This is a genomic window from Kitasatospora sp. NPDC090308, assembly GCF_044769485.1.
GTDB classification, from domain to species: Bacteria; Actinomycetota; Actinomycetes; order Streptomycetales; family Streptomycetaceae; genus Kitasatospora; species Kitasatospora fiedleri.
The window spans coordinates 221,616-248,024 of sequence record NZ_JBIVXY010000008.1 but is presented as its reverse complement, the minus strand read 5'-3'; the positions used below and the strand labels follow the sequence as shown (position 1 = coordinate 248,024).

Annotated in this window: 27 protein-coding genes, 1 tRNA gene and 1 pseudogene; 16 read left to right on the top strand and 13 right to left on the bottom strand. The window is 73.3% G+C overall.

All coding sequences use genetic code 11. The annotated features are described in order from the left end of the window. Window positions 1-23 precede the first annotated feature (23 nt). Complete coding sequence (locus tag ACIQVD_RS20655) at window positions 24-404, top strand: hypothetical protein (protein ID WP_402290991.1); 381 nt, start codon at window positions 24-26, stop codon at window positions 402-404. 45 nt (window positions 405-449) lie between these two features. Here the strand turns inward: ACIQVD_RS20655 and ACIQVD_RS20650 are convergent, their stop codons facing one another. The 4 genes from ACIQVD_RS20650 to ACIQVD_RS20635 form a co-directional block, all read right to left on the bottom strand. Then, window positions 450-2,105, bottom strand: a complete 1,656-nt coding sequence (locus ACIQVD_RS20650) for a translation initiation factor 2 (RefSeq protein WP_402290988.1) — start codon at window positions 2,103-2,105, stop codon at window positions 450-452. 146 nt (window positions 2,106-2,251) lie between these two features. Beyond that, the gene (locus tag ACIQVD_RS20645; protein ID WP_402290986.1) at window positions 2,252-4,117 is read right to left on the bottom strand and encodes a flavin monoamine oxidase family protein; all 1,866 of its coding nucleotides are present in this window, start codon (window positions 4,115-4,117) and stop codon (window positions 2,252-2,254) included. Window positions 4,118-4,270: 153 nt separating this feature from the next. Further along, entirely contained in the window at window positions 4,271-5,902 is a 1,632-nt protein-coding gene (locus tag ACIQVD_RS20640) for a hypothetical protein (RefSeq protein ID WP_402290984.1), read from the bottom strand. Between the two features lie 354 nt (window positions 5,903-6,256). Next, window positions 6,257-6,344, bottom strand: a tRNA-Leu gene (locus tag ACIQVD_RS20635). A gap of 269 nt (window positions 6,345-6,613) precedes the next feature. Here ACIQVD_RS20635 and ACIQVD_RS20630 point away from each other — a divergent pair. From ACIQVD_RS20630 to ACIQVD_RS20620, 3 genes are all read left to right on the top strand, one after another. Then, window positions 6,614-7,936, top strand: coding sequence for a M20/M25/M40 family metallo-hydrolase (locus tag ACIQVD_RS20630; protein ID WP_111552003.1), 1,323 nt, complete (start codon window positions 6,614-6,616; stop codon window positions 7,934-7,936). A gap of 254 nt (window positions 7,937-8,190) precedes the next feature. Further along, window positions 8,191-8,433 (top strand): chaplin, encoded by a 243-nt coding sequence (locus ACIQVD_RS20625; RefSeq protein ID WP_100839341.1) that lies wholly within the window; start codon window positions 8,191-8,193, stop codon window positions 8,431-8,433. A 378-nt stretch (window positions 8,434-8,811) separates the two neighbouring features. Beyond that, a complete protein-coding gene (locus ACIQVD_RS20620; RefSeq protein WP_402290981.1) occupies window positions 8,812-9,603 on the top strand; it encodes a chaplin in 792 nt (263 codons plus the stop codon). A 202-nt stretch (window positions 9,604-9,805) separates the two neighbouring features. Here ACIQVD_RS20620 and ACIQVD_RS20615 read toward each other — a convergent pair whose 3' ends face one another. Then, a complete protein-coding gene (locus ACIQVD_RS20615; protein WP_035954087.1) occupies window positions 9,806-10,015 on the bottom strand; it encodes a DUF5703 family protein in 210 nt (69 codons plus the stop codon). Window positions 10,016-10,389: 374 nt separating this feature from the next. Between ACIQVD_RS20615 and ACIQVD_RS20610 the strand changes: the two genes are divergently transcribed. Further along, the gene (locus tag ACIQVD_RS20610; RefSeq protein WP_100839339.1) at window positions 10,390-10,995 is read left to right on the top strand and encodes a hypothetical protein; all 606 of its coding nucleotides are present in this window, start codon (window positions 10,390-10,392) and stop codon (window positions 10,993-10,995) included. Between the two features lie 306 nt (window positions 10,996-11,301). Further along, window positions 11,302-12,045, top strand: a complete 744-nt coding sequence (locus ACIQVD_RS20605; RefSeq protein WP_402290977.1) for a hypothetical protein — start codon at window positions 11,302-11,304, stop codon at window positions 12,043-12,045. A gap of 135 nt (window positions 12,046-12,180) precedes the next feature. Here the strand turns inward: ACIQVD_RS20605 and ACIQVD_RS20600 are convergent, their stop codons facing one another. Together ACIQVD_RS20600 and ACIQVD_RS20595 are read right to left on the bottom strand one after the other, a co-directional pair. Then, a complete protein-coding gene (locus ACIQVD_RS20600) occupies window positions 12,181-14,472 on the bottom strand; it encodes a helix-hairpin-helix domain-containing protein (protein ID WP_402290974.1) in 2,292 nt (763 codons plus the stop codon). Between the two features lie 31 nt (window positions 14,473-14,503). After that, on the bottom strand, window positions 14,504-15,481 hold the full coding sequence (locus ACIQVD_RS20595) for an aldo/keto reductase (protein WP_400679490.1): 978 nt from the start codon (window positions 15,479-15,481) through the stop codon (window positions 14,504-14,506). A gap of 245 nt (window positions 15,482-15,726) precedes the next feature. Here ACIQVD_RS20595 and ACIQVD_RS20590 point away from each other — a divergent pair, with 245 nt between their 5' ends. The 3 genes from ACIQVD_RS20590 to ACIQVD_RS20580 all read left to right on the top strand — a co-directional run bounded on the left by ACIQVD_RS20590 (window position 15,727) and on the right by ACIQVD_RS20580 (window position 18,129). Then, complete coding sequence (locus tag ACIQVD_RS20590; protein ID WP_402290971.1) at window positions 15,727-16,773, top strand: LLM class F420-dependent oxidoreductase; 1,047 nt, start codon at window positions 15,727-15,729, stop codon at window positions 16,771-16,773. A 77-nt stretch (window positions 16,774-16,850) separates the two neighbouring features. Beyond that, window positions 16,851-16,997: a hypothetical protein gene (locus tag ACIQVD_RS20585; RefSeq protein ID WP_402290969.1), complete on the top strand. Its 147-nt coding sequence runs from the start codon at window positions 16,851-16,853 to the stop codon at window positions 16,995-16,997. A gap of 586 nt (window positions 16,998-17,583) precedes the next feature. Further along, window positions 17,584-18,129, top strand: a complete 546-nt coding sequence (locus tag ACIQVD_RS20580) for a hypothetical protein (protein WP_402290966.1) — start codon at window positions 17,584-17,586, stop codon at window positions 18,127-18,129. A gap of 80 nt (window positions 18,130-18,209) precedes the next feature. On the opposite strand, the gene ACIQVD_RS20575 is transcribed toward ACIQVD_RS20580, so the two are convergent. From ACIQVD_RS20575 to ACIQVD_RS20560, 4 genes and pseudogenes are all read right to left on the bottom strand, one after another. Then, complete coding sequence (locus ACIQVD_RS20575) at window positions 18,210-18,404, bottom strand: hypothetical protein (RefSeq protein WP_402290964.1); 195 nt, start codon at window positions 18,402-18,404, stop codon at window positions 18,210-18,212. 73 nt (window positions 18,405-18,477) lie between these two features. Further along, window positions 18,478-18,837 carry a hypothetical protein gene (locus ACIQVD_RS20570; RefSeq protein WP_402290961.1) on the bottom strand — a complete coding sequence of 120 codons (360 nt, stop codon included), beginning with the start codon at window positions 18,835-18,837 and terminating at the stop codon, window positions 18,478-18,480. 14 nt (window positions 18,838-18,851) lie between these two features. After that, window positions 18,852-19,838: a transcriptional regulator gene (locus ACIQVD_RS20565; protein ID WP_402291063.1), complete on the bottom strand. Its 987-nt coding sequence runs from the start codon at window positions 19,836-19,838 to the stop codon at window positions 18,852-18,854. 87 nt (window positions 19,839-19,925) lie between these two features. Beyond that, a pseudogene (locus tag ACIQVD_RS20560) lies at window positions 19,926-20,105 on the bottom strand (helix-turn-helix transcriptional regulator); the annotation flags it as partial. A gap of 151 nt (window positions 20,106-20,256) precedes the next feature. Here ACIQVD_RS20560 and ACIQVD_RS20555 point away from each other — a divergent pair. Further along, window positions 20,257-20,823, top strand: a complete 567-nt coding sequence (locus ACIQVD_RS20555) for a hypothetical protein (protein ID WP_402290959.1) — start codon at window positions 20,257-20,259, stop codon at window positions 20,821-20,823. Here the strand turns inward: ACIQVD_RS20555 and ACIQVD_RS20550 are convergent. Continuing rightward, the gene (locus ACIQVD_RS20550; protein ID WP_402290956.1) at window positions 20,820-21,062 is read right to left on the bottom strand and encodes a hypothetical protein; all 243 of its coding nucleotides are present in this window, start codon (window positions 21,060-21,062) and stop codon (window positions 20,820-20,822) included. The two genes, ACIQVD_RS20555 and ACIQVD_RS20550, sit on opposite strands and share 4 nt — an antisense overlap. Before the next feature lie 325 nt (window positions 21,063-21,387). On the opposite strand from ACIQVD_RS20550, the gene ACIQVD_RS20545 reads away from it, so the two are divergent. From ACIQVD_RS20545 to ACIQVD_RS20520, 6 genes are all read left to right on the top strand, one after another. Then, window positions 21,388-21,570: a hypothetical protein gene (locus ACIQVD_RS20545; RefSeq protein ID WP_402290954.1), complete on the top strand. Its 183-nt coding sequence runs from the start codon at window positions 21,388-21,390 to the stop codon at window positions 21,568-21,570. Window positions 21,571-21,831: 261 nt separating this feature from the next. Beyond that, the gene (locus ACIQVD_RS20540; RefSeq protein WP_400679516.1) at window positions 21,832-21,978 is read left to right on the top strand and encodes a hypothetical protein; all 147 of its coding nucleotides are present in this window, start codon (window positions 21,832-21,834) and stop codon (window positions 21,976-21,978) included. A 124-nt stretch (window positions 21,979-22,102) separates the two neighbouring features. Beyond that, entirely contained in the window at window positions 22,103-22,528 is a 426-nt protein-coding gene (locus tag ACIQVD_RS20535; protein WP_402290951.1) for a hypothetical protein, read from the top strand. Then, complete coding sequence (locus ACIQVD_RS20530) at window positions 22,525-23,181, top strand: hypothetical protein (RefSeq protein WP_402290949.1); 657 nt, start codon at window positions 22,525-22,527, stop codon at window positions 23,179-23,181. The genes ACIQVD_RS20535 and ACIQVD_RS20530 overlap by 4 nt, the downstream gene beginning before the upstream one ends. Next, entirely contained in the window at window positions 23,145-24,005 is an 861-nt protein-coding gene (locus tag ACIQVD_RS20525; RefSeq protein ID WP_402290947.1) for a protein kinase, read from the top strand. Before ACIQVD_RS20530 ends, ACIQVD_RS20525 begins: the two co-directional genes overlap by 37 nt. Further along, on the top strand, window positions 24,005-24,460 hold the full coding sequence (locus tag ACIQVD_RS20520; RefSeq protein ID WP_402290945.1) for a GNAT family N-acetyltransferase: 456 nt from the start codon (window positions 24,005-24,007) through the stop codon (window positions 24,458-24,460). The genes ACIQVD_RS20525 and ACIQVD_RS20520 overlap by 1 nt, the downstream gene beginning before the upstream one ends. 630 nt (window positions 24,461-25,090) lie before the next feature. Here ACIQVD_RS20520 and ACIQVD_RS20515 read toward each other — a convergent pair. Then, complete coding sequence (locus ACIQVD_RS20515; RefSeq protein ID WP_400679529.1) at window positions 25,091-26,371, bottom strand: cation:proton antiporter; 1,281 nt, start codon at window positions 26,369-26,371, stop codon at window positions 25,091-25,093. Window positions 26,372-26,409: the final 38 nt, after the last annotated feature.

Genomic DNA, 26,409 nt, shown 5'->3' with positions numbered 1-26,409 from the left:
GCCGAACGCGTAGGGTTGGCCGGGTGAGCGAGCAGACGCACAACGTGGTCGGCGGCCAGGCCAGGGTGGAGAGCCTGGTGCAGGCCAACCGCATCGACGCCGTCCACGTCCACCAGGCGAGGGTGCTGGTCCACCACCCGTCCTTCGAACTGCCGCCGGAGAAGGCGTACTTCGTCGACCGGGCGGCGGAGCAGCAGCGGATCGCCGCCGCCGCCACCGCCGAACCGGACGCCGCCGGCACCCGCCCCCGCATCCTCGCCGTCAGCGGCCTCGGCGGCATCGGCAAGACCGCCCTGTGCGTCCGGGCCGGCCACCGGCTCGCCGACCGCCACCCGGACGGCGCCCACGCCGCCGCCCTGCGCGCCGCCCACGGCGGAGGGCGGACGGAACCCGGCACGGACTGAGCCGGGACCGGGCCCCGGGACTCAGGCAGCAGGGCTCAGCAGGGCTCAGAGTTCGGCGTCCAGCTCCTCCGGCCCGGCGGCCCGCAGCTCCAGGCGGGCCGTCACCGCGCCCACCGTGCAGTCGAGTTCCACCGGCAGTCCCCCGACGGCGACCGGCCCCCGGTGCGCGACCAGCCAGGCGTACACCGCGGAGACCGCCGCGGCCGGGTCGATCCGGTGGACCCGGCCGTCCGCGCGGTGCGGCGGCACCCGCAGGGCGAACGGGCCGTGCTGGCGGTGCACCAGCAGGCAGCGCTCGCGGGAGAGCAGCGCGGCGGCCACCCGGCAGCCCGGCAGCTCGTCCAGGACGTGCGCGGCCCAGCCGGCGGCCGACCAGCGGCCGGTGCCGGGGCGCCGCCACAGCACCGCCGCGCTGCGCTGCTCGGCGAGGCCCGCCGCGCCGTGCTGGGCGGACCGGTGGTGCACCGGCAGCTCGGTGGCGACCGGGAAGCGCTCCACGCGCACCCGCCGCCCGTCCACCTCGGCCCGCACCGCCAGCGCCGGGGCCGGGGGCCGGGCCGCCGCCGGGTCGGGCAGCAGCTCGGGCGCCAGCGGGGTCCGCGGCGGCGTCAGGCCGATCAGCCGGTACAGCTCGGCGCGCAGCAGCGGCAGCGCCAGGTCGGGGCGGCCGAAGGCGTCGGCGGCGAACCGCGCCGGGTCCGGGACGCGGGCCCCGCGCAGCAGTTCGGGCAGGCCGGCGGTGTCGGTGAAGCGCGGCGCGACGGCGAGCAGCCGGGCCATCGGCGTGCCGGGGATCAGCTCCGTCCCGCCGTCGTAGCCGTCCAGGACGAGGGTGCGGCCGAGCGCGGCGGCGTACAGCGCGGTCGAGCCGTGGTCGGTGAGCACCGCGTCGGCGGCGACCAGGACGGAGGCCCACTCCTGGTGCGAGGAGGGCAGCAGCAGCCCGGCCTGCAGGGCGGGGCGGAGCTGCTCGGCCAGGTTGTGGCTGCCGCGTTCGCCGATCTCGTTGGGGTGCACCACCAGGGCCACCCGGTAGTCGTCCACGGGCAGGTGGAGCGCCAGTTCCAGCGGCAGGTCGGGGCGGCGGGCCAGCAGGCTCTCCGCGCCGTGGGTGGTCAGCACCGCCAGCAGGGTCCGCTCGCCGACGCCGAGCCGTTCCCGGTAGGTCTCCCGACGGCCGACCGACTGCCGCATCCGGTCCAGGGTGGGGTCGCCGACCACGACGGCGCGGGCGGCGGCCGACGGGCAGAGCTCGGTGAGCCGGGCGAGCTGCTCGTGGTGCCCGAGGCCGTGCAGGTCGGCCCACGGCTCGCCGCCGGAGAGCAGGAACGCGGGGTCCAGGCCGGACGGCAGGCCCGGCGAACCCTCGGTGCCGAACGACTTGTTGAACCCGGCGCCGTGCGGCAGCAGCGCCCTGGCCCGGCCGGACAGGCTGGTCAGCGCGCCCTTGGGGCTGGTGGAGAGGATCAGGTCGAAGCGCTCGCGCCGGGCCTGCTCGAAGTCCATCACCCGGGCGCCCGAGCGGTCCAGGGCGGCCAGCGCGTCCAGCCCGAACCGGGAGCCGGGCACCACGGTGAACCAGCGGTCGATCCGCGGGTCGCCCCCGAACACCGGCAGCACGTCCAGCAGCCGGTTCAGCGCCACCGCCGAGCGGAACGCCAGCAGCACGGAGGGCCGCTGGTCCCGGTCGGCGTCAGACATGTGCCGATGCTATCGGCGTTCCCGCGGCCCCGCCCGGCAGGCCGGGGCCTGACCTGCCGTCACCCCGCCGCCGCCCGGCCCTTCCGGGCGGCGCGCACCGGGCGGGCGGAGCGCTCCTGACGTCCCGTCCGGCCGTCAGCCGACCGTCAGCCGGCCGTGAGCTGGACGGCCGCCTCCACGCCGGAGGCGATCGCACCGGCGATCCAGGCGTGGTAGCGCGGCTGGCAGTGGTCGCCCGCGAAGAACAGCCGGCCCGCGACCGGGGCGGCGACCTGCGGGCCGAGGCTGAGCAGCTGGCCGGGGGTCTCGATCACGGCCTCGCCGAGCGCCCAGCGGTTGCGCAGCCAGGACTGCGAGACGTGCCGGTCGGTGGCGTAGCGGCGGATCCGCTCGCCGAACAGCTCGACCAGGTGGTCGAGCGCCTCGGCGTGCCGGTCGGCGGGGGTGAGCGCGTCGAAGCGCAGCGCCTCCTCGGCCCAGTTGTACGCGGCCAGCACGATCCCGCCGGGCGCGCCGTCGTCGCCCGGGTGCGAGGGGAAGTAGACGAACCGGCTGGCCCCGTCCGAGACGCAGCCGCCGCCGACCGCCGCCACCGCGTCCCCGTGCGGGGCGGGCCGGTAGTCGGCGCCCAGCTCCGCCCGCCAGGCGTCCTCGTCCCACTCCCACCAGCGCCGGGTGAACTCCACCAGCACCTTGTGCGCGGTGTCGTGCTTGAGCTCGGCGATCGCCCGCCGCTTGCCGTACGGCAGGATCGGGTCGAAGTCGACGTGCCGCAGCGCCGCGTACGGCACCGCCAGCACCACCGCGTCCGCCCGGTACTCGCACCGGTCGCCGCCGATCGCGCCCTCGCACGCCTCGTCCTCGGGGCCGCTCTCCGGCTCGGCGACCACCGTCACCCCGCCGTCGCCCAGCCGGACGCGGGTGACCACCTTGCCGCGCTCGATCGGCAGGCCCTGGGCGAGGGCCTCGGTCAGGGCGTCGGTGCCCGCGCTGAACTCGAAGTACGTCACCGCCGGGTTGATGTCCGAGGCGTCGAACACCGAGTGCAGGAAGCCGTACGACAGCCGGCTGGTCAGGTTCTCCAGCGTGCCCACGGCCTGCACCTGGGCGTCGCTCCAGCCCTCGCCCTCCTGGAGGTAGCGCAGCAGCGAGTAGCCGTCCAGGTCGTACAGCAGCCGCGCCGTGCCGGTCACCCGCTGCTCGATCGGCCGGTCGCGCCAGCCGCCGTCGTCGCCGCGCACCATGGTGTACGCGCGGGCGGTGTCCAGGGCCCGGTCGAAGGCGGCGGCGGCGGTCCGGTCGCTGTCCCAGCCGAAGCTCTTGTTCACCGGCCGCGGGTCGGCCGCGTACGCCGCCTTGCTGACGGTCTGTCCGTTCACGTGCACCAGCCGGCCGCCGAGGCCCGGCGGCGCGGTGTACACCGGCGCGCTGCCGGTGGCGAACTCCTCGCCGGTCCACGACCGGTACACCACCCGGGCGTCACCGGAGGCCGGGGCGGAGCCGGGCGGGACGTCCACCAGGTGGAAGGGGCGGCGCGGCACCTTCAGGTGGTCGGCCAGCGCGAGGGTCAGCACGTGGCTGGACGGGATGCGCATCGCACCCGCCTCGGCGTGCAGCCGGGCGTCCTGCCACCGGTCGCCGCGGAAGGTCTTCACCCGGCCGCCGACCCGGCTGCGGTTCGCCTCCAGCACCCGCACCCGGTGCCCGGACGCCTGCAACAGCCGGGCGCACACCATGCCCGCCACGCCCGCACCCACCACCAGCACCTCGCGCGAGGCGGCCGGACGCAGCCGCTGACGGCCGGTCAGCAGCTTCAGGTAGTCGAGCGTCAGGTCCCGGTGGTCGGCGTCGGTCAGCAGGATCCGGCGGGCCATGGCCAGCGCCGCCGCCCAGCGCGCCGGGTCGGGCGGCGCCGCCTCCGCGGCACGGGAGGAACCGGCACCCGGGCCGGCCAGGGCGGTGGCGGTCATCGCACCGCCGGAGGCAAGGAACAGTCCGCGTCGAGAGATCACCCGCACACCCTGGCAGCGCCCCGCCCCCCGACACGCCCGTCCGCCCGCGAACCACCCCCGGTCCACCCCCCACGGGGGCGCTCGACGCACACCCCGGCGCACACCCGGCCCACCACGCCGCCGCGCGCTGTCCGCCCCCGGGCCGTCCACCGCTCAGCGGCCCAGACGGCGCACCGGCTTGGACCTCGGCGGGGTGGGCGGCGGAGCGGGCAGCGTGGACGGCGGCTCCATCGGCGGGCGCGGCGAAGGCGCCGGGGACGGGAGAGACGGCGGGTACGGGAGAGACGGCGGGTACGGGGAGTGCGGCGGGTACGGGGAGTGCGGCGGGTACGGGGAGTGCGGCGGGTACGGGTAACTCGACGAGGACGGGGAGCGCGGCGGGCCCGACGCGCCCCCGACGAGACCGGCGGCCAGACTCCCGGCCACGGCCCACCCGAGCGCCCACCAGCAGTACGTCGCCCAGGAGGCGTGGCCGCCCCACCGCAACGACGTCAGGAACAACACCCCGGCGACCCACGTCCCCACCCCGAACAGCGCCACGCTGCTCCCGGCGCGGAGAGCGGAGGCGGCGTGCGGCCGCCGCCACAGCGCGACCACCAGCACGGCCGCCACCAGCGACAGCAGCCAGAGCAGCCACGGCATCCGGCCCCCGCCCAGGAACAGCGACACCACCAGCCAGCCGAACGGCACGGCCTGACGGAACACCAGCCACCACGGCAGGTGCGGCGGCCCGGCCCGGCGGTCGACCCGCAGCCGGTGCGCGCCCAGGCCCGTGAGGACCACCGCCCAACCGGCCACCAGGGCCACCAGCGCGCCGGAGATCAGGAGTTGGAACCCGTCCCCGCCGGTCTCGGCCGTCGTGGAACGTGCCGGCAGCTCGACGCCCCGCCACCGGCCGTCCACGTCCCGCACCACCAGGCCGCCCAACGGACGACGCACGATCACCGTGTACCCGCCGCCGGACACGCCCGCCACCACCAGGTCACCCCGATCCCACTCCGCACCCGCCTCCGGGTCCGTCCCGCCGTCCGCCGTCGGGGCGTACTCCGACTGCCAGTTCCGCCCGCCGTCCCGGCTGACCTCCACGGGCAGGTCGTGCCCGCGCAGCCGGAAGCACACCTGCGGCTGCCCGGGCACGCACCGGCCGTACGCCGGGTCCGGCCTGTCCGCGGGTACGGTCGGCCGCTCCTCGTAGACGGAGACGGCCCGCCAGGTCAGACCGCCGTCCCCGCTCGTCCACCAGAGGCCGTCGTACACCATCGGCCGGCCGTGCTCGCTCCACAGCCGCGGCGAGAACTCGGGCACCGGCGAGGTCGCCACCATCGCCGCCACCGCCAGCGGCACCCCGACCAGCGCCAGCACCCGCCGCAGCGGCCGGGGCCGGGCACTGCGGCGCCACAGCCACCACGCCACCACCAGCACCGGCAGAGCCAGCAGATCCGTCCGGTCGGCGACCGTCCGGCTCGGCACCCCGGTCAGCCCCGACCACCCGCACGAGACCAGCCCCGCCCCGACGGCGGACGACTTGGCCACCGCGAAGCTCACCGCCGTCCCCACCACCCCGACCAGCGCCGCCCGCTCCGCCCGCAACCGCAGCACCACCACACCCGACAGCGCCAGCACCGGCGGAACGACCAGCATCCACGCCACATCACTGACCTTCCCGGCCACCACTCCGGGCCAGGCGTGCTTCCCCACCCGATCGTTGAACGCCAACACCACGACCGCCACCAACGTCCCCGGATGCCCCGCCCAACGCAGCACCCGCCCCCCGTCATTCCGCATGAGAACGAGTCTCCCGACACCACGTCACATCCCGGCCACACCCACGTCTCGCTTCCCCCACCCGGCCCCGCCCCGGGCCGCTCCCGATAGTGGCCGGGCCGCCGTAGCGCAGCGGCTATTCGTGGTTGCCAGACGCCCCTGGTACCGAGAGCTGCTGCGCACCGTCACCGGCCGCTGAGGGCATCGCGCCGGGCAGTCGGACACGGGCAGTCGGGCACGGGTAGTCGTCTCGGGCCGCCCGGATCGGCCTGTCGTCCCCGGTCCGAGCCGGAGACTTCCGGGGGTGTCGGTCACGTGGCTGGCCACGCCACGGCCCGGGAACGCAGAAGACCCCTGGTGAACAGGGGTCCTCGCTGGTGTCCGAGGGGGGACTTGAACCCCCACGCCCGATAAAGGGCACTAGCACCTCAAGCTAGCGCGTCTGCCATTCCGCCACCCGGACCGGGTGTCGTCCTCGCGGGGTGTTCCCCGCGCTGACATGGACAACAGTAGCAAAGATCGACTGGTAGGCCCAAAACCGGGGGCGGCGGGACGGGCGGGGCTTCGAATGCGGGGGCGTGGGGGGCGGTCGGCGGGAGTGTGGGGGGATATGCCCTTGGGGCCGGACGGGTGCTGGGGGAGGATGGCGGGACGGCGCCCGCGGTCCCCGGCCGGGGTCGGGGCGGCGCGGACCGCAGCCGCGCCGGGGCGGGCAGACACGAGGTGGGAGCGATGAGCGTGGGCAGCGAGCGCGCGGTGACGGCGGAGTCGGAGGTCGCCGAGATTTGCCGGGACCTGATCCGGATCGACACCAGCAACTACGGGGACGGCTCCGGGCCGGGGGAGCGGAAGGCCGCCGAGTACGTGGCCGAGCAGCTCGCCGAGTTCGGGCTGGAGCCGCAGATCTTCGAGTCGGCCAAGGGCCGGGCCTCCACGGTGGTGCGGATCGAGGGCGAGGACCGGTCCCGGCCGGGCCTGCTGATCCACGGGCACACCGACGTCGTCCCGGCCAACGCCGACGACTGGACGGTGCACCCGTTCTCCGGGGAGATCACCGACGGCTGCGTGTGGGGCCGCGGCGCCGTCGACATGAAGGACATGGACGCGATGACCCTCGCGGTGGTCCGCGACCGGCTGCGCACCGGCCGCAAGCCCCCGCGCGACCTGGTGCTGGCGTTCCTGGCCGACGAGGAGGCCGGCGGCACCTACGGCGCCCGCTTCCTGGTGGACCGGCACCCCGAGCTGTTCGAGGGCGTCACCGAGGCGATCGGCGAGGTCGGCGGCTTCTCCTTCACCGTCAACGACCAGGCCCGGCTGTACCTGATCGAGACGGCGGAGAAGGGCATGCACTGGATGCGCCTGACCGTCGAGGGCCGGGCCGGGCACGGCTCGATGGAGAACGACGACAACGCGATCACCGAGCTGTGCGAGGCGGTGGCCCGGCTCGGCCGGCACCAGTTCCCGCTGCGGATCACCAAGACCGTCCGGGCCTTCCTGGACGAGCTCTCGGACGCGCTCGGCGTGCCGCTCGACCCGGAGGACATGGACGAGACGCTCCGGGTGCTCGGCGGCATCGCCAAGATGATCGGCACCACCCTGCGCAACACCGCCCAGCCGACCATGCTCGGCGCCGGTTACAAGGTGAACGTCATCCCCGGCCAGGCCACCGCGCACGTGGACGGCCGCTTCCTGCCCGGCTACGAGGAGGAGTTCCTGGCCGAGCTGGACAGCGTCCTCGGCCCGCGGGTCAAGCGGGAGAGCCTGCACCACGACAAGGCGATCGAGACCAGCTTCGACGGCGCCCTGGTCGAGGCCATGCAGACCGCGCTGCGCGCCGAGGACCCGATCGCCCGGGCCGTCCCGTACTGCCTGTCCGGCGGCACCGACGCCAAGTCCTTCCAGGACCTGGGCATCCGCTGCTTCGGCTTCGCGCCGCTCCAGCTCCCGCCGGAGCTGGACTTCGCCGGGATGTTCCACGGCGTGGACGAGCGGGTGCCGGTGGACGGCCTGAAGTTCGGCGTCCGGGTGCTGGACCGGTTCATCGACCTGGCCTGACGCCTGACGCCCGGCGGTCGGCGGTTGGGGGACGCAGGACACGGGGGCGCGGGGACGCGGGGACGCGGGGCGGGAAGTCGGACTAGTCCGTCCAGCATCAGAGCTGTCGAGCATCCGAAATGGCGATCGTCTGTTCGCTTGATCGCTTCAACGGGTGAATGCGGTTCCGGCCCCGTGTCCCGGCCGCAGAGGCTTCGTTCTTCCGTGTGCAGCCCGGGGGAACGGGCTGGAAACGACCAGGAGGAGCAGTTCAGATGAAGGCCAAGAAGATCGCTGCCGTTGTCGCCGCCACCGGTGGCCTGGTGCTCGCGGGTGCCGGTGTCGCCTCGGCGCACGGCGGCGCGGGCGCGGACGGTGCCGCGGTCGGCTCCCCGGGTGTGCTCTCCGGCAACCTGATCCAGATCCCGGTGCACGTCCCGGTGAACGTCTGCGGCAACACCATCAGCGTGATCGGCCTGCTCAACCCCGCGTTCGGCAACGCTTGCCAGAACGTCTGAGCCGGTCCCGCCGACGACCGGCGGGCCGTCCGACCCCGTGTCTCCCGCCCCCGTGCGACCTCCGTGTCGTGCGGGGGCGGTCCCGTTTCCGGACGGCGGGCCCGCCCCGACCGGGTGAACGGTGCGGTTCCCGGCGAAAGCCGCATCTCACCCGATCGGATGAACTGACTGCAGATGGCTCAACCTTCACCGTTAAGGGTCGTTGGAGTAGTACTGCCGCCGTCTCGGCAGGCAATTCCGACTATCGGACCGATCGGACCTCCGGCGAATCCCGAGGAAATCCCCCGCGAACCGCCCGAGAACCGTCCCGGCCCGTCGAACGAGAAACCAAAAGGGGAGTCAATGCGACAGGTCGCCAGGAAAGGCCTCCTCACGGCCATGGCCACCGGCAGCGTGCTGGCCTCGACCGCGGGCTACGCCCACGCGGCCGCCGACGCGCACGGCGTGGCGGCCAATTCGCCCGGCGTGGGCTCCGGGAACGCGGTGCAGGTGCCCGTGGAGCTCCCCGTGAACGCCTGCGGCAACACGATCGACGTGATCGGCCTGCTGAACCCGGCGTACGGCAACGACTGCTCCAACGTCAGCCACAGCCGCAGCGGCGGCGGCACCAGCGGCGGCGGCCACGACAGCGGCGGTGGCCGGCACGGCGGCGGCAGCACCGCCGGGTCGGGCTCCGCCGCGAGCGGGACGAGCAGCAACTCGCCGGGGGTCGCCTCGGGCAACAACGTGCAGGTGCCGGTCGCCGCGCCGGTCAACGCCTGCGGCAACTCGGTCAACGTGGTGGGCCTCGGCAATCCGGCGTTCGGCAACGACTGCTCCAACACGACCGTCCAGCACCAGCACCCGGTCACCCCGCCGCCGGTCACCCCGCCCGGCCACGACTGCCCGCCCGAGCAGTCCGGCGGCGGGCACAGCACCCCGCCGAGCCCCCCGGGCACCGACCGCACCGGCGGCCCCGGCGGCGACCTGCCCTCCACCCCCGCCACGCCGGTGACCGCCCCGTCCACCCCCGCCCCCGCGGTCCAGGCCCGGGCCGCCGCCGCCACCGAGCAGGCGCAGTTGGCCTCCACCGGCGCGTCCGGCCTGGAGATCATCGCCCCGGCCGGCATCGCGCTGCTGCTCGGCGGCGGCGTGCTCTACCGCCGCTCGCGCTCCCTCGCCCGCCGCTGAGGGCGGCCGGGCGGCCGGGGAAGCCTCCGCTCGCCCGCCGAGGGCCGCCGGAGCGCGTCCGGTGACGCCTGGACAGCGCTGACGCCCGCGCCCGGGCACCCCGCCGCACGGAGCAGGACCGCGGGGTGCCCGGGCGCGGGCGCGGGCGCGCAGTGAACGTGAACGTGAGCGTGCGACGAGGCGGGACGGGGCGCGGGGCTCGCTACCAGCTGGAACGGACCTGCCGGATGATCCGTCGCTTCAACCGGACCGTGCGGCTGCCGTCGGGGAACAGGCGGAGCCGGTCGAGCTCCCAGTTCCCGTACTCGGCGTGCTCGGTCAGGAGCTGGCGGGCGGCGTTCCTGGTGGTGCCGCGCGGCAGGCGGAGCGACTGGTACTCGTACTCCGGAAGCCGGACCGTTTTGGTAGGGATCAAGGCGTCTCCTCCACTGCTGTGCCGCCTGCAAGCCTACGGCGCATCGCCGACATGTCGACGGTTCGGGCGCGGCCCGCCCGGTCGGACGGTCCGAGCCTCGCCCCGGCCGGAGCTGATCGTCAATCAGTTTTCCGGTACCGGAAGCAATACCCGCGCCGGAGCGCGCCGATGCGCGGCCGGGAGCCGCCGTCGGACGGCCCGCAGGAGGTCGGAAGCACCCGGGGGAGCTGCGGGAGGGGCACGGGAAACCGCCCGCGCCGGGGTCGCAGAAGCACGCGGAACGGACATCGGGGGTGAACTTGCCCGGTTTTAGCGGCTGTAGGTGACAACCGCTGTGCGTGTCGTCGCCGGGTGGAGATAGCGTCTGCACCATGTCTGATGCCGCGCAGCTGACCATCACCGAGGTACGGGCCGCCGCAGAGGCGGTCAAGGCCGCCATCGACCGCCACCTGCAGGCCGTCTCCAACTCCACCGAGCCCGGCGATCCGGTCGTCGTCCACGCGTACGAGGAGCTCGCGGCGGCTGCCGTCGCCTACGACCAGATCCTGTACGAGGTCTACGACGAGGTCACCCCCTTCGAGATCCCCGGCGACGACGCCGGGTCCGGCTACCAGGGGCCGGACCACCCCGAGGCGATCAGCGTGCTGATCCGCCGCGACTACCTGATCACCGACCCGAAGCGGCTGCGGGCCCAGGCCGAGCGGGTCGACGAGTCGCTCGAACCGGGTGCGGGCACCGAGGGCGAGGTGACGGCGGCGATCGGCGTGCTGTTCGGCGAGTACGAGCCGGACGAGATCGCGGCCCGGGCCGAGGAGTTCGGCCTGGAGGAGGGCGACTCCACGCTGTGGGTGTCGGCCGCCGAGCCGTCCGACCCCGGCGAGTGGCTGCCCGAACCGTTCGACGGGGCCGACCCGGAGCTGCTGATCTGCCGCTTCGACGTCAGCGAGGTCTACGACGACGAGCTCGACGAGCTCTGAGCCGTCCGGCGGCCGGTTGCCGACGCGCCCGCCGCGACCCGCCGTCGCCCGGCGCCATCCGGCCCCGCCCGGCCCCGGGTGGCGGCGGGCCCGCGGGGCCGCGGGGCCGGCAGCCGGCATCAAGGCCCGGGAGCGGGGAGGCGGCCGGACGGGCGGACGGAGCCCGTCCGGCCGGCGATCGGTGACCGGTGGCGCGTCCGGGAGGCCGGAGCGCGGTCGCAGCGATGGTGCACGGTGCGGTGCCCGCTTCCCGGGACGCCGGCGACCGCCCGGGCGACCGGCGACGACGCGCTGCTGCACCGGTTGTTGCAGAACCTCGCCCCGGTCCGCAACGAGCCGGGCCGCCACGCCGTCGCCCGCGACCTGATGGTCGAGACGCCCGCCGTCCGCGAGCGGATCGGCACCGAGGCCGCCGTCGCGGACACCCGGCTGAAACTCGCCCGGGTGCTGCAACGCCTCGGCGAGCACCAGCAGTCGTTCGACCTCGGCGCGGGCCCGCTCGCTGTCGCCCGCCGTTTCGGCGACCTGCCGGTGGTCGGCCGGACGATCGACCGGATGGCCACGGCCCGGATGTCCCAAGGACGGGCGGCGGAGGCCGGGGAATGCCGGGAGAAGGCGGTCCGGGCCTTCACCGGAATCGGCAGCGTGGAGGACGAAACGGTGCGCCGACGGCTGGCCGAGCACTTCTCCGGCCCCTTTTCCGCCCGCCCGGTGCCCGGCCGCCGACCGCCCGGTGCCCGGCCGCCGACCGCCCGGTCCCGGTGCGTTTCGGAATCATCCTGGGGCGGCCCGCTACTCGTTTTCTCCTCGCCCGCTACTCGTCCGCCGCACGGCCGCCGAATTCCGGCGCGGTGCGGATCACCGGGCGAAATCATGGCCCGCACCGGTGGAATTTCGGCTACCGTTCGAGCGGCAACGGAACGGCATTCCGGCGGCTCCGCACCGGGGGAACGGAACACCCGGAGCGCGGTCGCCGGTGCCTCCGTACGTCGTACGGGCGATTGCTGCCGGTCCACGGCGGGCGAAGGACGAAAAGCGCCTCGACGCTGAGGCGCCAGGGGGGATTGCGGCGGCTCTCCTCCCACCGGAGCCGGTCGAACGGCCGGCCCGGCAGCGGCGTGTACGTCGTTCCGCGGGTGGGGCGGCGGGGGAGCACAGTGCCCCCCCGCCGCCCCACCCGTGGTCTCACTGGTCGGTGAGGACCGTCCGCAGCCGCGTGGTGCGGTCCCGCGCGGGCCGCTCGGCGACGGCCTGGGCGAGCGCCGGGCCGGCCGCGTGCACCACCGACAGGTGCCGCTCCGCGCGGCCGAACGCCGAGTACACCCACTGCCTGGTCAGCTGGCCGGACGCCTCCGGCGGCAGCACCACGACCACCGCGGGCCAGCGCCGCCCGACCGCCTGGTGGGCCGTCACCGCCCAGCCGTGCCGCAGCTTCCCGGCCTGCGCCGGGGTCAGCGTGATCCGGCCGCCGTCGGCCAGCTCCACGTGCAGGCCGCTCGCGTCGCCGTCCAGCACCCGCCCGGGCAGGTTGACGCCCAGCGCGGGGGAGTGCACCACCCGGTCGCCCGGGTCGAAGCCGCCGAACCGGCCGGGGCCGGGGTTCAGCCGGGCCTTGGCGGCCGCGTTCAGCGCCCGGGTGCCGGCCGGGCCGCCGTGCCCCGGGGTCAGCAGCACGGTCTGCTCGGACGGGACGGACAGCGCCCGCGGGATCGAGTCGGTGAGCAGCTGGACGGCCCGGTGCACGGCCTCCCCGCCGTCCTGCGCGGTGAGGATCACCACCTCCTTGTCCGGGGCGTCCACCGGCTGCAACTCGCCGACGCCGACCCCGGACACCAGCTCGCCGATCGGACCGAAGTCCGGCGTGCGGGACGCCACCACCGGGCACGCCCGGGCGGCCAGCAGGTCGCCGAAGAACCGGCCCGGACCGGCCGACCACAGGCCGCCCGGGTCTCCCGACAGCACCAGCCGGGCACCGTCCGCCAGCGCCTCCAGCAGCGTCGCCGCGGTCTCCACGTCCAGCAGCGGGGCGTCCAGCACCACCAGCACGTCCAGCGCGAGGGTGCCGTCCACCGCGCGCGGCACGTCCGCGCCGTACAGCAGGTCGTTCAGGGTGCCGATCCGCCCGGCGGCGGGGGAGCCCTCGGGCAGCAGCGCCGCCAGCGCGTCCCGCCCCTGGCCGGTCCAGGCCACCGCCCGGACCCGCAGGCCCAGCCCGGCGGCGGCGTGCAGCAGCGCGACCGGCTCGGCCCTGGCCGCCTCCCCGCCGGTGTGCAGCACCAGCCCGGAACCGGCCACGGCCCGGACCAGCTCCTGCGCGGACCGCGGGGCCGCCGCCGCGGCGGCCTCCCAGGCGGCCGGACCGGCCTGCGCGGGGACGCCGCCCTCAGCGCTGCCCGCGTCCTCGTGCTCTTCCTCTTCGTGCCCCTCCCCGGCCCCTTCCCCGTCCTCGCCGGGCGCGAAGGTGGACAGCAGCCGGACCAGGCCCTCGCCCAGGCTCTCCTCCGCCAGCGCCAGGCGCTCCAGGGCGAGCATGGTGCGGACGGGCGGCTCCTCGTCCTCGTCGTGGCTGCCGGGCGGCAGCGGCAGCTCCTCCTGGAACGGCATCACCCGCCCGTCCTCCAGCGCCGCCTGCAACGCGCCCTCCGGGTCCGGGACGTGCCGGGCGCGCAGGCCCTCGGCGACCTCGCCGATCTCCTGCGCCGAGTGCCCGTGCAGCGCGGCCTGCTCCAACAGCCAGGCCACCAGCGCCCGGGAGCGGCGCGGGTCGTCCGGCCGGGCCCCGGGGCCGAGCAGCGTCTTGGCGAAGCCGTCGGCGTGCTCGGGCCGCACGCCGGGCAGCGAGAGCACCGCCCACGGGTCCTCGCGGAGCTGCTCGGCCGCGCCCTCGCCGAACTCGGCCAGCGCCGCCGGTGTCAGCTCGGCGGGCGCGCCACCGACCGCCAGCACCTCACCGACGGCGGCCAGCGCGGCCTTGCGCTGCGCGTCGTCGAGCGGGACGTCGGACCGGGCGGCGGGAGCGCTCGGACGGCGGACCGGGCGCTCGGACGGGGCGTCAGCCGGCCCGCCGACAGCCGCTCCACCGGGGACGTCGGACAGCTGCTCGGCCGTCTCGTCGGCGGTGGGCGCGTCAGCGGACGACCCGTCAGCGGACGCCGCGTCGCCGGTGGACTCGTCCGTAGCGGTCTCGTCCGTAGTGGTCTCGCCCGTAGCGGTCTCGTCAGCGGCCGACAGGTCGGTGTCACGCGGACGGGGCGGGGCGACGATGTCGTTCGCGTTGATCGCGCCGATCGCCTTGGCCAGCGCGGCCACCGCGGCGGCGCGCTGCTCGCCGGTGAGCGGCGCGCCGGCCGGCCGCGCGGCGCCGTCGTCCGGGGCGCCAGGGCCCGCCGGGGGCTCCGGGGTGCCCGTCGGCTCCGCCGGGCTCTCCGCCTGGCTCTCCGCCCGGCGCTCGGCCGGGCTCTCCTCGGGGGTGGTCATCGCGGGAAGGCTCCTTCGACGGGCGGGGCGGCTACAGCTCCGTCCAGCCCTGGTCCGGGTAGCGGTGCACCGGGGCGGACACGTCGTCCAGCGCAGCGCGGATCTCACCCGGAAGCGTAAGGGCCTCGACCGACAGCGAGGACTGCAGCTGGGCGGCGGTGCGGGCGCCCAGCAGGGTGGCCGCGACGCCCGGGCGGTCGCGGACCCAGGCGAGCGCCACCTTGAGCGGGGTGGAGGCGAGCCCGTCGGCGGCGGTGGCCAGCGCGTCCACGATCCGCCGGGAGGTCTCGCCCAGGTAGGGCTGGACCGACCCGGTGGGGTGCGGGGAGGCGCCGCGCGACTCGGGAGGCACGCCGTGCCGGTACTTGCCGGTCAGCACGCCCCGGCCGAGCGGCGAGCAGGCCAGCAGGCCGACCCCGGCGTCCTGCGCGGCGGGCAGCGCCTCGCGTTCGATGCCGCGCTGGAGCAGCGAGTACTCCAGCTGGACGGAGGCCAGCGGGGTGGATCCGGGCAGCGCGTGCTGCCGGGCCGCGGACTTGGCGAGCTGCCAGCCGCTGTACTGGCAGACCCCGACGTACCGGGCCCGGCCGGAGGAGACCGCGAGGTCGAGCGCGTGCAGGGTCTCCTCGGTGGGGGTGGCCGGGTCGTGCGCGTGCACCTGCCACAGGTCGACGTGGTCGGTGTTCAGGCGGCGCAGCGAGCCGTCCAGGGCGTTCAGCAGGTGGCCGCGGGAGGTGTCGTGGCGGCGGGTGCCGGGCAGCGCGCCGGCCTTGGTGGCGATCACCAGCTCGGAGCGCGGGACCAGCCCGTCGGTCAGCCGGGACAGCAGGTACTCGGCGCCGCCGTCCGCGTACACGTCGGCGGTGTCGACCAGGGTGCCGCCCGCGTCCACGAACGCCTTCAACTGCTCGGCGGCCTCGTGCTCGTCGGTGTCCCGGCCCCAGGTGAGGGTGCCCAGGCCGAGCCGGGAGACCCGCAGGCCGGTCCGGCCGAGCTGTCGCTGTTCCATCGCGCCCTCCGTCATGCCTGCTGTGCCGACGGTGTCGGCGCAGGTCGGGGGCGGTGCCCCCCACGTGCTGTGAGGGTAGCGGCGAAACCCCCCGGGGCCCGGGACGACCCGCACGGACGACGTGTCCGCGCGCCGCGCCGCCGTCCGCCCGCCGGTGTGGCCCGCACCGCCACTACCGGTCAGTAGCATGGCCTCCGGCAGGACGGCTACGCTCACCGCACCACCCGACTGGAAGGCTTGGGCACATGCGACTCGGGATCAACCTCGGTTACTGGGGACTCGGCCTGGACGCCGACAACATCGCGGTCGCCCAGGAGGCCGACCGCCTCGGCTACTCCGTCTGCTGGGCCGCCGAGGCGTACGGCTCGGACGCCGCGACCGTGCTGTCCTACGTCGCCGCGAAGACCGAGCGGATCGACGTCGGCTCGGCGATCTTCCAGATCCCGGCCCGCACCCCGGCGATGACCGCGATGACCGCCGCCACCCTGGACACCCTCTCCGGCGGCCGGTTCCGGCTCGGCCTCGGCGTCTCCGGCCCGCAGGTCTCCGAGGGCTGGTACGGCGTCAGGTTCGACAAGCCGCTGGCCCGCACCCGCGAGTACGTGGAGATCATCCGCAAGGCGATGTCCCGCGAGCGCCTGGTGCACGACGGCGCGAACTGGACGCTCCCGCTGCCCGGCGGCCCCGGCAAGCCGCTCAAGCTCACCGTCCACCCGGTCCGCGAGCACATCCCGCTCTACATCGCCTCGATGGGCCCGAAGAACCTCGAACTCACCGGCGAGATCGCCGACGGCTGGCTCGGCCTGTTCTTCTCCCCCGAGCACGCCGCCCTCTCCGTCGACGCCCTCGCCGCTGGCCGCGCCAAGGCCGGTCTCACCCTGGACGGCTTCGACCTCTGCCCCACCGTCAACATCGCCGTCGGCGACGACGTCCGCGCCGCCGCCGACACGCTGCGCGACTACACCGCCCTCTACCTGGGCGGCATGGGCAGCAAGGAGAAGAACTTCTACAGCCAGCTCGCCCGCCGGATGGGCTTCGAGCAGGCCGCCGACGAGGTCCAGACCCACTACCTGGCCCGCGACAAGGCCGCCGCCGCGGCCGCCGTCCCGCACGACTTCATCGACGCCACCGCCCTCCTCGGCGACACCGCCCGCATCGCCGACCGCATGCAGGCCTACGCCGCCGCCGGCGTCACCACACTCACCCTCGCCCCGGCCGGCTGGACCCTGGACGAGCGGATCGCCGCCCTGCGCACCGGCGTCGACGCCCTGGAACGCGCCGGGCTGGCCTAAGCGGGGCATCCCTGGGGGCCGGGTTCGCCCGTTCAGCGGCGCGAGCCATTCTGGCCCCTGGGGAACGTGTGCCCACCATGACCAGTGCCAACGACTCGCCTGTGACGCCGTACGACGGTTGTGGGCGCTGCCTGCTCGGCGTCCGCCGCCTCCCCCGGGCGCAGGCCGCCACCAGCTCACCCGCCCGGCAGCACAACCTCATCCTGGACGCTGCGGCCCGCTAGAGCGGGCACATCATCGGATGGGCGGACGACTGGGAGGTGTCGGGCGCGTCCGACCCGTTCACTTGCCCGAAGCCGGGGCCCTGGCTCAAGGGCAAGCACGGACCGTACGACGGGCTTGCGGCGTCCGCCGTGGACCGAATTGGTCGAGACGTAGACGTCTACGAGGGGCTGCGGCTGGCGCGCGAGAACGCTGCTGCCGGCCGGACGCTGCTCACGGCTGATCACGTCGGCTACTGGGACTTGAACGACCCGCAGCAGGAGCAGGAATTCACCCTCAAGCTGTTCATGGCGCAGGGCGAGCATCGGAACATCAGGACCCGCAACCGGCAGGAGGCCGAGCGGGCTCGCCGCGACGGGGAGGTGGCCGGACGGCCTGCGTACGGATTCATGCACGTGCAGCTGCCTTACGGCGGGAAGGTGTCTCACACGGAGCACGAACCCGATTCGGCGGCCGTCGCCCGCGAGTTCGCACGGCGGCTGCTGATGGACGAAACCGGCCGCGTGACAGTGGACTCGGAATCTGCGGACGCTGCACTGTGCGGCTCTATCGGACTAGTGCGTCGCACAAGAGCGGTATTATTCCGGTGTGGGAATGCAAGCCCGGACGGGCGGTGTGCTGGGTTCCAAGAATTGCCCGCAGCCGGTTGCTCCTATCTCTGCAATGGGCGAGTTTGCGGAACGGCGGCTCCTCGCCGAATTTGGCTCGGCTGAGTTCACGGAACGGTTATGGGAGCCGGGGAACGGCGTGGCGCAGCGCATCGCAGATTTGGAAGCCGGCCGGGAACGGCTGCGAGCCGACCGCGCCGCTGGCCTGTACGACGACCAGGACGACGCCGAGTGGTTCCGTCGGGAGTACGCGCGGATGGGTACTGAGCTGAGAGAAGCGAAGGCCACCCCGGAGAAACCCGCCGAGTGGTACTCGGTGCCGACTGGGCGAACGGTGGCGAGTGAGTGGGAGAAGGCAGGCATCGTAGGTCGGCGGGAGCTGCCGGAGGAATTCGGAGTCAAAATCCTGCTTTTCCCGGCCCGAGGTCCGCTGAAGCGCGAACCGCGAATGCAGTTCATCACAACGGATGAGGCCGCTGAACGACTGGTGGATGTTTTGGAAGAGGCTTCAGCTAGCGCGGCGTGAGAAGAGAGGGAAATGGAAAAAGGCGTCCTGCCGGCACTACGCGAACAGTGCCGGCCGGGAGCCTTGGCGTAGAGGGGATGTCACCAGCCGATGGACTCGACGCCGCTGACGAGGTCGAGCGCGACGTGATCGGGGAGTGGGAGGGTGGTCCGGGTGAGCTGGCCGGGCGAGCGGTGCCCGGTCTCGATGACGATCACTCGTTCGCCCGCCGGGGTGCGGGCCCCGTAGGCGCGGGCGGCCTGGTGGACGACGGCGTGGACCACAGGAAGGTTCACGTCGCGCCTTTCAGTAGGTAGTTCGCCATGGCGATCTTGGAGGCCGCTCCGGCGTCCGGGCCGAGGGACCCGGTCAGGTCAGCGCCTGCTCGATGGCCTCAAAGATGTCCGAGTCGGTTTCCTGCTGCCAGGACGGAAGTTCGTTCCAGTCGGCGACGTAGCCCGGCTTGGGGTTCTCGATGTGCTTGTAGATCTGTGCGATCCAGCACAGCGCCACGAACCGCCCCTTCTGTTCCCGGGTAAGTTTCGAAGCGCTCCCGTTGCTCACCTGAAGGAAATCCCGGACCTGGCCGAAAACTGCGGCAGCGCACTCGCGCTCCCAGTCCGGCGTTTCTTCCCATGGAGCGATATACCCAGGCTTCGGCTCCCCGGGATAGTGCTTCGAGACACCGGAGATCCATGCTTGGCGAAAAATCTGCCCGTCAGTCGACATGTGCTGCTCCTCGGTCAGGCGGCGCTGTTGAGCGCCGAAATTTTCTGATGCAACGCCAGGGCGCGTCTATCGGGCATGAGCGGAGCCAGGCGCGCCTTGACGGCTTCCAGCTTTTTTCCGACATACCCCGAGCCGGTCTGTCCTACGAGATCCAGAGCGGCGCGGATGTAGTGGCCCGCCTGGTCGAGGTCTCGGCGCTCGGCACCGAGGGTCGCCAGTTCCGCGAACACGGCCCCCCGGCGGCGCAGTGAGAGCTGCTGAGAGAGTGCCGCAGTCAGCGCCTGTTCCGCCAAGTCGGGTCGCCTCAGGGCTAGATAGCAGGTCCCTCGCTCCTCTGCGAGCCGCGATCCGTCGAAGCGAAGCCAGCCGCCGTTGTGCGGCTTCCCAGGGAGGTTGTGCACTTCCTCGGCAGCGTCGAGCGCTCGACCAGCGGCATCAAAGTCACCAAGCCCTGCATAGACCTCGGCCTGCACCGCTGCTACCCAGTAGCGCGTCGACAACTGGCTGTCTCCTCGCTCAGCCACCCGTGCCGCTGCTGACAGAATTGGAGCGGCCACCGTGAAGCGGCGTTCATACAGCTCCACGAAGGCGTGCCGCGTCAAAGCGCAAGCCCACATGTCGAACGCACCTGCCTCCCTGCAAGCGTTAGCAGCCAACGCATAGCACTGAGCGGCATCGGAGTACCTGTTGGCATCGAAGAAGATCTCTCCGGCCAGCTGATAGAGGTCTCCCACCAGAGAGCACAGAAGTTGGCGAGAAGCGTTGCTCTGATTTTCTTCCAAACCCTTGGCAAGCAGCCCGAGTTGATGCCGGATCAAGGGGTATACGGCTTGCTTTGAATCGGAAAGTGAGAACGTTTGCCAGAGAGCCTTATTCAGTTCCGGACCGGACTCTTCCAGTGTCGCAGATATGCCGTACTGGGGTGGCGAGTTAACGATTTCCGGCAGGGAGACGAGAGCCCCTGTTACGGCCAGCAGGCTCAGAACATCGCGGCGCTTCATGTCGTCTGTGTCCCCAGAGGGAATAGCGGCGGTTGAAGCCGCCGGAAGGACTGGAGGGGCCACTTCTAGAACCAGTAGGTCCGCAAGATTCTCGGGCGTGACCTTGAGGGCCCTGGCGAGCTTGGGAAGAACCCATCCATGGGGGTCAGCGCCGGCCTCCCAGCGAGCAACGGTGGATGTTGCCACCCCCAACAGTTCGGCCAGACGGTCCTGACTGTAACCGAGCGCCTTCCGGCGGGCCGCAAGCCTTCGTCTCTTCGCTGGCATGTGTGCTTCCCCCGTCCAGTCCGAAGGCCCAGCTCAAGCCTGACAACGCGTTGATTATGCCTGATCAACGCTCAACTTCCGCTCTGGTTCCGGACACTGCGTGGGTCTTTCACTTGGTGCAGCGACATCAACCATCAGCAGGAGGACCAGCATGTCCACCAGTACCATGTCGGCCGCCGACGAGGTCGGCGAGCGTGCCCGCGAGATCCTGGCGGCCGTCACGGCGGACCCGGAGTTCCCGGCGTTCGAGGCCGCCACCCTGGAATACAGCTCCGACTGGCAGTGCTTCACCGGGTTCCCGACCATCAGCGAGTGGAACCTCGACACGGATAAGGCCCCGCTGTTCGCCGAGGGCCTGCGCGCCATCGCGCTCAAGGCCGCGGCCTTCGAGCTGACCGGCAGTGAGACCGACGCCGAACTGGCGCTGTCCGCCCCCGTGGACGAGATGACGCACGCGATGATTGCGCAGCCGCAGCTCCTCGCCCGCATCGCCGAGCGCACCGGCTTCACGTTGATCCACCAGACCGACCAGGAGCACACGGACTACACCAGCAGCGAGTACACCCACGCCGCGTACGTGGCCGCCTGGCACGGTGCGCCGCCCATCCGGTACTGGCTCGACAAGGCGGAGGTCGACCGCCGCCTGGCCATCCTCGCCGAGAAGTACGACTTGATCGGCTCCGGCCGCAGCGGGCGCCAGCACGCCATCGCGTCCTAGCCTCCCGGCAACTCCTGGCCGGCACTCGCGTGCCGGCCGGGAGGCAGCCCGATGCGGTCGCCGTGCACGCAGGCCGGGATTCCCTCCCGGTTGTACCGGAAGCCGTCCGCCGGGTTGAACGGGTAGTCCCGGCTGGGGCGTTCGAGCACATCGAACTCCCCGGCCGGGAGCCGGAGGCTGGGGCAGATCCAGCAGGCGTCGTGATCGTTGTCGTCGTTGATGAACGGGGCGGCGGGCATGGACGCAGAGTAGCGAGAAGTTCACCGAGACATACAAGAGGACTGGCTGATGCCCCGCCGCACCACCCCCCGGGTGTACCGCGAGGTCGCCCCCGGGCCGGCCAAGTACGAGCAGAACCAGCCCCCGTCGGGGTGGTCACCGCTGGACGACTACCGGGCAGCTCAGGCCACGAAGACTGCCCTGTCCCCGGGACACGAGCTGGCCGTAGCCGCGGTGCGGTCGTGGTGCGGCTGTCGCGGGTGCACGGCCCGTAGGAACGCGGCGTAAGCAGTGCCCGGCTCGCGCTTCGCGGCCGGCAACCCGACGACTTGGAGGGGCGCAACCGTGAATGCCGAGAACGACAGCTTGGTGCAGGGCGTCCCGGTCCGCCACCGCACGGCCGGGTGGACGGGCATCGTCTCTCAAGCGCCGAGCAACTTCACCGGCCGAGGCTGGGTCGACCGGGACAGCTCCGCAGCCGAGTACCCGGAGCTGGTCCGGCTGACCGACTTGGAGGAGGCGAGTTGAGCGAGCACCGGCCGCCGCCCTTCCGCATCGTCGGGGAGGAGGAGTACGACCACCAACGGCGCGACGGCTACCGTCCGGGACGATGCTTCGCCTGCCAGCAGGACAGGCTGGTCTGCGTCGGAGTGACGCTACAGACCTCCGGTGACCCCGTGAGCACCCGCCACTCCATCTGCGACGACTGCACCGCCCGCGCCCGAACTCCCCACCGCCGCACCGCACTTCGGGCCACGCTCGATGCCCAGCGGACGGCGTAGGCACCCCGTGGACGAGCAGGACGAGTACCGCGCCGCGACCGAACGCACCGCGCGCGCAGTCCCCACCCCCGAACCGGTCGCCGTGGCCTACACGATCTCCCTGCTGGTGCTGATAGCGCTGGTGACGGCGCTGATCGTGTCCGGCCGCATCTGACCGCACCGCGCCCCAGGGCGCCCACGAACTCCCCGGCCCGGCGGATCACCCCCCCGCCGGGCCGGGGCACCACACAACTGCCCGGCCAGCAGACCGGGCAGCGGCAACCCGATGGGAGAGGCACGTGAGCACCACCACCACCGGTTCCACCGTGGAGCTGGACGAGTTGGGTAAGTTCTTCAGGATCACCGCGCGGCGGATCGACGCGGGCGAGAGCGCGCCGGAGATGTTCTCCACCGCGATCGACGCCACGTGGCACGCCCTCGTCGCGGACCCGGCCGCGCACGACGCGTTCGCGCTGGAGCACGCCGGCCGCAAGCTGGAACACGTCGAGATGCGGGGCTTCGGGCCCATCGCCTGGGTGGCCGCGTACGAGGAGGCGTACGGGCCCCTGCCGGAAATCTGGTTCACCGACGCCGACGGCACCGTGAACACCGAGGCCCGTGCCCAGTACCTGGAGACCGGGACCGTCACCGCCGAGTGGGACTGCGGCCCCCGGCCGGGCCCTGGCGACGGCGACGACCTGACCCCGGCGGCGTCCTACCTGTGATCACAGCACCGTTCGACGGAGCGTCCCGGCCCACCGCCGGGGCGCTCCGCCTCACCGAGGCCCGGACAGAGCATCCGACGTCCGTCGACGTGGGGCCCTACCTGGCCGGGCTGTTCGAGCGCTGCCCGTTCCTGCGGCCTTCCGTCCGGCGGGGCATGACCGGGTGGACCGTCTACGAGATCGCTCCGGGCAGCCACCGGTACGCGGTGGAGGCCGAGTTGTTCTACGCCGGGGTCCAGGCCGCGGAGTGGGTTCGCCCGCTGATGGCCCGGCCGTACGGGACGCTGGTGTGCGAGAACGTGGTGCTGCTCGGACAGTGCGAAGACGCGGACCACCGGGAGCTGCTGTCCTGGCCGCACTGGGCGCTGAAGAACCTGTACGCGCCGGTTGGGGTGATGTTCGGCAAGTTCGCGCAGGGCGCGGTCGAGACCGCCCGGAGCGGCCGGAGCATCCCGCCGCCGCCCTTCTCGTTCCTGCCAGTGCGGGCGGGCGTGCGTCCGCTGGACCCGAAGTTCCTCACGGAGACGCCCGACCTCGCCACGGCTCTCGCCGTGTCGGTGGACGACGGCCGGGACGTCTTCGAGCACATCCCTTGCGAATGGAAGGCAGTTCGAGAATGGGCGAGTTCCTTGCCGAGGCCGCAGAGGCCCTGAAGGCGGCGGAGGCCCTGTGCGGGCCCGTCACGCTGACCGAGATCAGCGACCGGCGCGGCTCGGCGGTCTGGAAGGCCGGCGGCCCGGACGGTGCGGCGAGCATCAAGCTCGGCACCGGCGAGGCCGCCGAGGTCACCGCCCGCGAGGCGTCCGTGCTGGACCGGTTGCCCGGCTACGAAGTGGCCTCCGGCCGGATCGGCGACGGCGGCGTCTGGTACGTCACACCGTGGGAGGAGGGCCCGAGCACCTGGCAGCAGTTCAGGTCCGTCCGTGCCCGGCGAGACGCCGCCCGCCCCGAGGCGCTGGCGAGCGCCGTGCAGGTCGCCCAGGCGGTGGCGGAGCTGCACGGCCTCGGCTGGATTCACGGCGACCTTCAGCCCGCTCACGCCATTCACACCGTGGGCGGGGTGCGGCTGATCGACTTCGCGTGGGCCCGTCAGCTCGGTGAGACGCCCTGGTCGGTGTTCCGGGGAACGATGGTGCACCTCACCGCGCCCGAGCTGGCCGCCGAGATCGCGGCCGGCAACCAGCCCGTGCTGACCACCTTCATGTCCGACGTGTACGCCCTCGCCGCCTCCCTGTGGACGGTCGTGACCGGGGACTGGCCCTTGGACTACGAGGCTGCCGGTATCGACCGCAAGGCCGCCGGACCGACAGCGCTGCTCGAAGCCATCGGGGAACGGGCCGTGCCGCTGGTCGGCACCGAGGTCTGGCCGGAGCTTCAGCAGGTGCTCGAGGACGTGCTGCTCGCCGAGGCCAAGGACCGGCCCCTGGCCACGGAACTCGCCGACCGGCTCACCGCTCTCCACGAGGCAGACCGCTAATGATCGAACTGCGGGAACTGGTGCTTGGCGACGCCCAGGCCATGCCCGGCATCTACACCACCGAGGCCGTGCGCTACCTCGGCCGCCCGCCGATGGGACCGACGGAAGCACTCTGCCGTACCCGACAGGCGCTCACGCCCCCTACCGGGCCGCCCCGCGACCACGTGCTGGGCATCACCGCCGATGGCGAACTCGTCGGCATCGCCACGCTCCACCAGCGCTCCGACACGAGCGCGGCCGTCAGCTACCTGCTGCGGCCCGACACCTGGGGCCGAGGGTACGCCACCCTCGTCGTCGGCCACCTGCTTGACCTGGCCCGGTGCCTCGGGGTGGCCCGAGTGCACGCCCGGCACCACCCGGACAACCCGAGTTCCGGCCGCGTCCTCATCAGGGCGGGATTCGTCCCGACAGGTGAACGTGGCGGATTCCGTACCTACGTCGCCAGGACACACTGACCACCCCGCACCCCCGCCGGCCTCCCCCTCCGGCGGGAACGGCCCCGCCTCGACGGCCTTCTCAGGCAGCCCCGGGGCGGGGCCCTCCCCTCGTTACGGAGACCTCATGTGGGCCAGTACCGGGCCTGAGTACCAGGCCATGCTGAAGAAGCTCATCGTCGCTGCGCTCCCTGCGACAGCCGCCCGGTACCGCAGGGGGCTGGGGCTAGTAGTCCTAGGGCAGATGTACGACTGCGATCCGAAGTGGCTGCGAGAGCAACTGATCGCCTCGGGGGAGCCCCTGCACCGAGACGGAGACCCCGGCCCGCCGCTCCCGTACGCGATGATTCCCCTGCCACCGCAGACTAGAGTGCCCTGACCTGTGGTTTCCCCATTGGGAACACGGAGGGGTCGCGGACGTTCTCCAGCGCGTAAACGAATCCGGCCCCGGCCGGCTGGACCCTGGACGAGCGGATCGCCGCCCTGCGCACCGGCGTCGACGCCCTGGAACGCGCCGGGCTGGCCTAGCCGTCCTCCCGCCGCCGTCGGCCCGTACGCGCGTGACGGCCCACCGGCCCGTACGCGCGTGACGGCCCGCACCGGGTGGTGCGGGCCGTCGTCCTGCGGGTTCCGGCGCGGCTGCTCCCGGGCTCAGCTCGCCGCGGCCTCCAGGAGTTCGGGTTCGGCCTCGGCGGGCGGGGTGGACTTCCGGGTGACGGCCTTGATGACGGGGGCGGCGAGGGCGGTGGTGACCAGGGCCATCAGCACCATCGAGGAGTAGAGCGGGACGGTGAGCAGCCCGAGGTTCAGGCCGATGCTGAGCAGGACGAGTTCGGTCACGCCCCGGGTGTTCATCAGCGCCCCGATCACGGTGGCGTCGCGCCAGCCCGTGCCGGTGGCCCGGGCGGACAGCGTGACGGCGCCGAGCTTGCCGGCGCAGGCCACCAGCATGATCAGGCCGGCCTGGGCGAAACCGCCGAGGGAGAGGGTGGTGAGGTCGACGGAGAGGCCGGTGACCACGAAGAAGACCGGCATCAGCAGGCGGCTGACCGACTCGAACGGGGCGTGCACGGCGCGCTGGAGCAGGCTCTGCTCGGGGCGGGGCATCGCGGTGCCGAACATGAACGCGCCGAAGATCGCGTCGATGCCGATGTGCGCAGTGGTGTAGGCGGAGAGGAAGACGCCGGCGGCGACCAGCGGCGCGGCGTACGGGAGGTGCCGGGAGCGCATCCGGGTCGCGGCGGCGGCCAGCAGCGGGCGGACCAGGCCGAACAGGACGGCGAGGTAGAGCGCGGACCAGCCCATCACGCCGAGGAAGCCGCCGATGCCGCCGGTGTTGGTGAGGGCGACGACGACGGCGAGCATGCACCAGGCGAGCAGGTCGTCGGCGGCGGCCAGGCCGAGCGAGAGGTTGCCGAGGCGGGTGCCGCGCAGGCCCTGGTCCTCGACGATGCGGGCCAGCACGGGCAGGGCGGTGATGGACATCGCGAGGCCGAAGTAGAGCGCGAACCCGGTGTCGGAGACGGGGCGGCCGCCGGTGCTGAGGGCCGGGTGCTCCAGGGTGCGGGCCAGCAGGAAGCCGAGCACCAGGGGGACGGCCAGCGAGGTCGCCCAGATCGTCCCGGCGGAGGCGAGCCGGCTCCGGACGAAGCGGGTGTCGAACTCCCAGCCGATGCCGAACATGAAGAGCAGCAGGCCGACCTGGGCGACCATGCTCAGGTAGGGGCGGACCTCGGGCGGGAAGAGGTGGGCGGGCAGGTGCCCGGGCAACAGCCCGAGCAGGCTGGGGCCGAGGCAGATGCCCGCGGCCATCTCGCCGACCACGGCGGGCTGGCCGAAGCGGCGGCAGAGCAGGGTGACGCCCACGCCGACGGCGAGGGCGAGCGAGAGACCGCTGAGTGCGGTGACGGAGATCGACTGGGCGGCGGACACGGGGTTCTCCAACCTGCCGTGGGCGTGGGGAGCGGGGC

Coding starts and splice junctions, on each gene's coding strand:
- ACIQVD_RS20650 (WP_402290988.1), bottom strand. CDS start 2,105: ATGTCTGACGCCGACCGGGACCAGCGGCCCTCCGTGCTGCTGGCGTTC.
- ACIQVD_RS20640 (WP_402290984.1), bottom strand. CDS start 5,902: ATGCGGAATGACGGGGGGCGGGTGCTGCGTTGGGCGGGGCATCCGGGG.
- ACIQVD_RS20630 (WP_111552003.1), top strand. CDS start 6,614: ATGAGCGTGGGCAGCGAGCGCGCGGTGACGGCGGAGTCGGAGGTCGCC.
- ACIQVD_RS20625 (WP_100839341.1), top strand. CDS start 8,191: ATGAAGGCCAAGAAGATCGCTGCCGTTGTCGCCGCCACCGGTGGCCTG.
- ACIQVD_RS20620 (WP_402290981.1), top strand. CDS start 8,812: ATGGCCACCGGCAGCGTGCTGGCCTCGACCGCGGGCTACGCCCACGCG.
- ACIQVD_RS20610 (WP_100839339.1), top strand. CDS start 10,390: ATGTCTGATGCCGCGCAGCTGACCATCACCGAGGTACGGGCCGCCGCA.
- ACIQVD_RS20600 (WP_402290974.1), bottom strand. CDS start 14,472: ATGACCACCCCCGAGGAGAGCCCGGCCGAGCGCCGGGCGGAGAGCCAG.
- ACIQVD_RS20595 (WP_400679490.1), bottom strand. CDS start 15,481: ATGGAACAGCGACAGCTCGGCCGGACCGGCCTGCGGGTCTCCCGGCTC.
- ACIQVD_RS20590 (WP_402290971.1), top strand. CDS start 15,727: ATGCGACTCGGGATCAACCTCGGTTACTGGGGACTCGGCCTGGACGCC.
- ACIQVD_RS20585 (WP_402290969.1), top strand. CDS start 16,851: ATGACCAGTGCCAACGACTCGCCTGTGACGCCGTACGACGGTTGTGGG.
- ACIQVD_RS20570 (WP_402290961.1), bottom strand. CDS start 18,837: ATGTCGACTGACGGGCAGATTTTTCGCCAAGCATGGATCTCCGGTGTC.
- ACIQVD_RS20565 (WP_402291063.1), bottom strand. CDS start 19,838: ATGAAGCGCCGCGATGTTCTGAGCCTGCTGGCCGTAACAGGGGCTCTC.
- ACIQVD_RS20555 (WP_402290959.1), top strand. CDS start 20,257: ATGTCCACCAGTACCATGTCGGCCGCCGACGAGGTCGGCGAGCGTGCC.
- ACIQVD_RS20550 (WP_402290956.1), bottom strand. CDS start 21,062: ATGCCCGCCGCCCCGTTCATCAACGACGACAACGATCACGACGCCTGC.
- ACIQVD_RS20525 (WP_402290947.1), top strand. CDS start 23,145: ATGGGCGAGTTCCTTGCCGAGGCCGCAGAGGCCCTGAAGGCGGCGGAG.
- ACIQVD_RS20520 (WP_402290945.1), top strand. CDS start 24,005: ATGATCGAACTGCGGGAACTGGTGCTTGGCGACGCCCAGGCCATGCCC.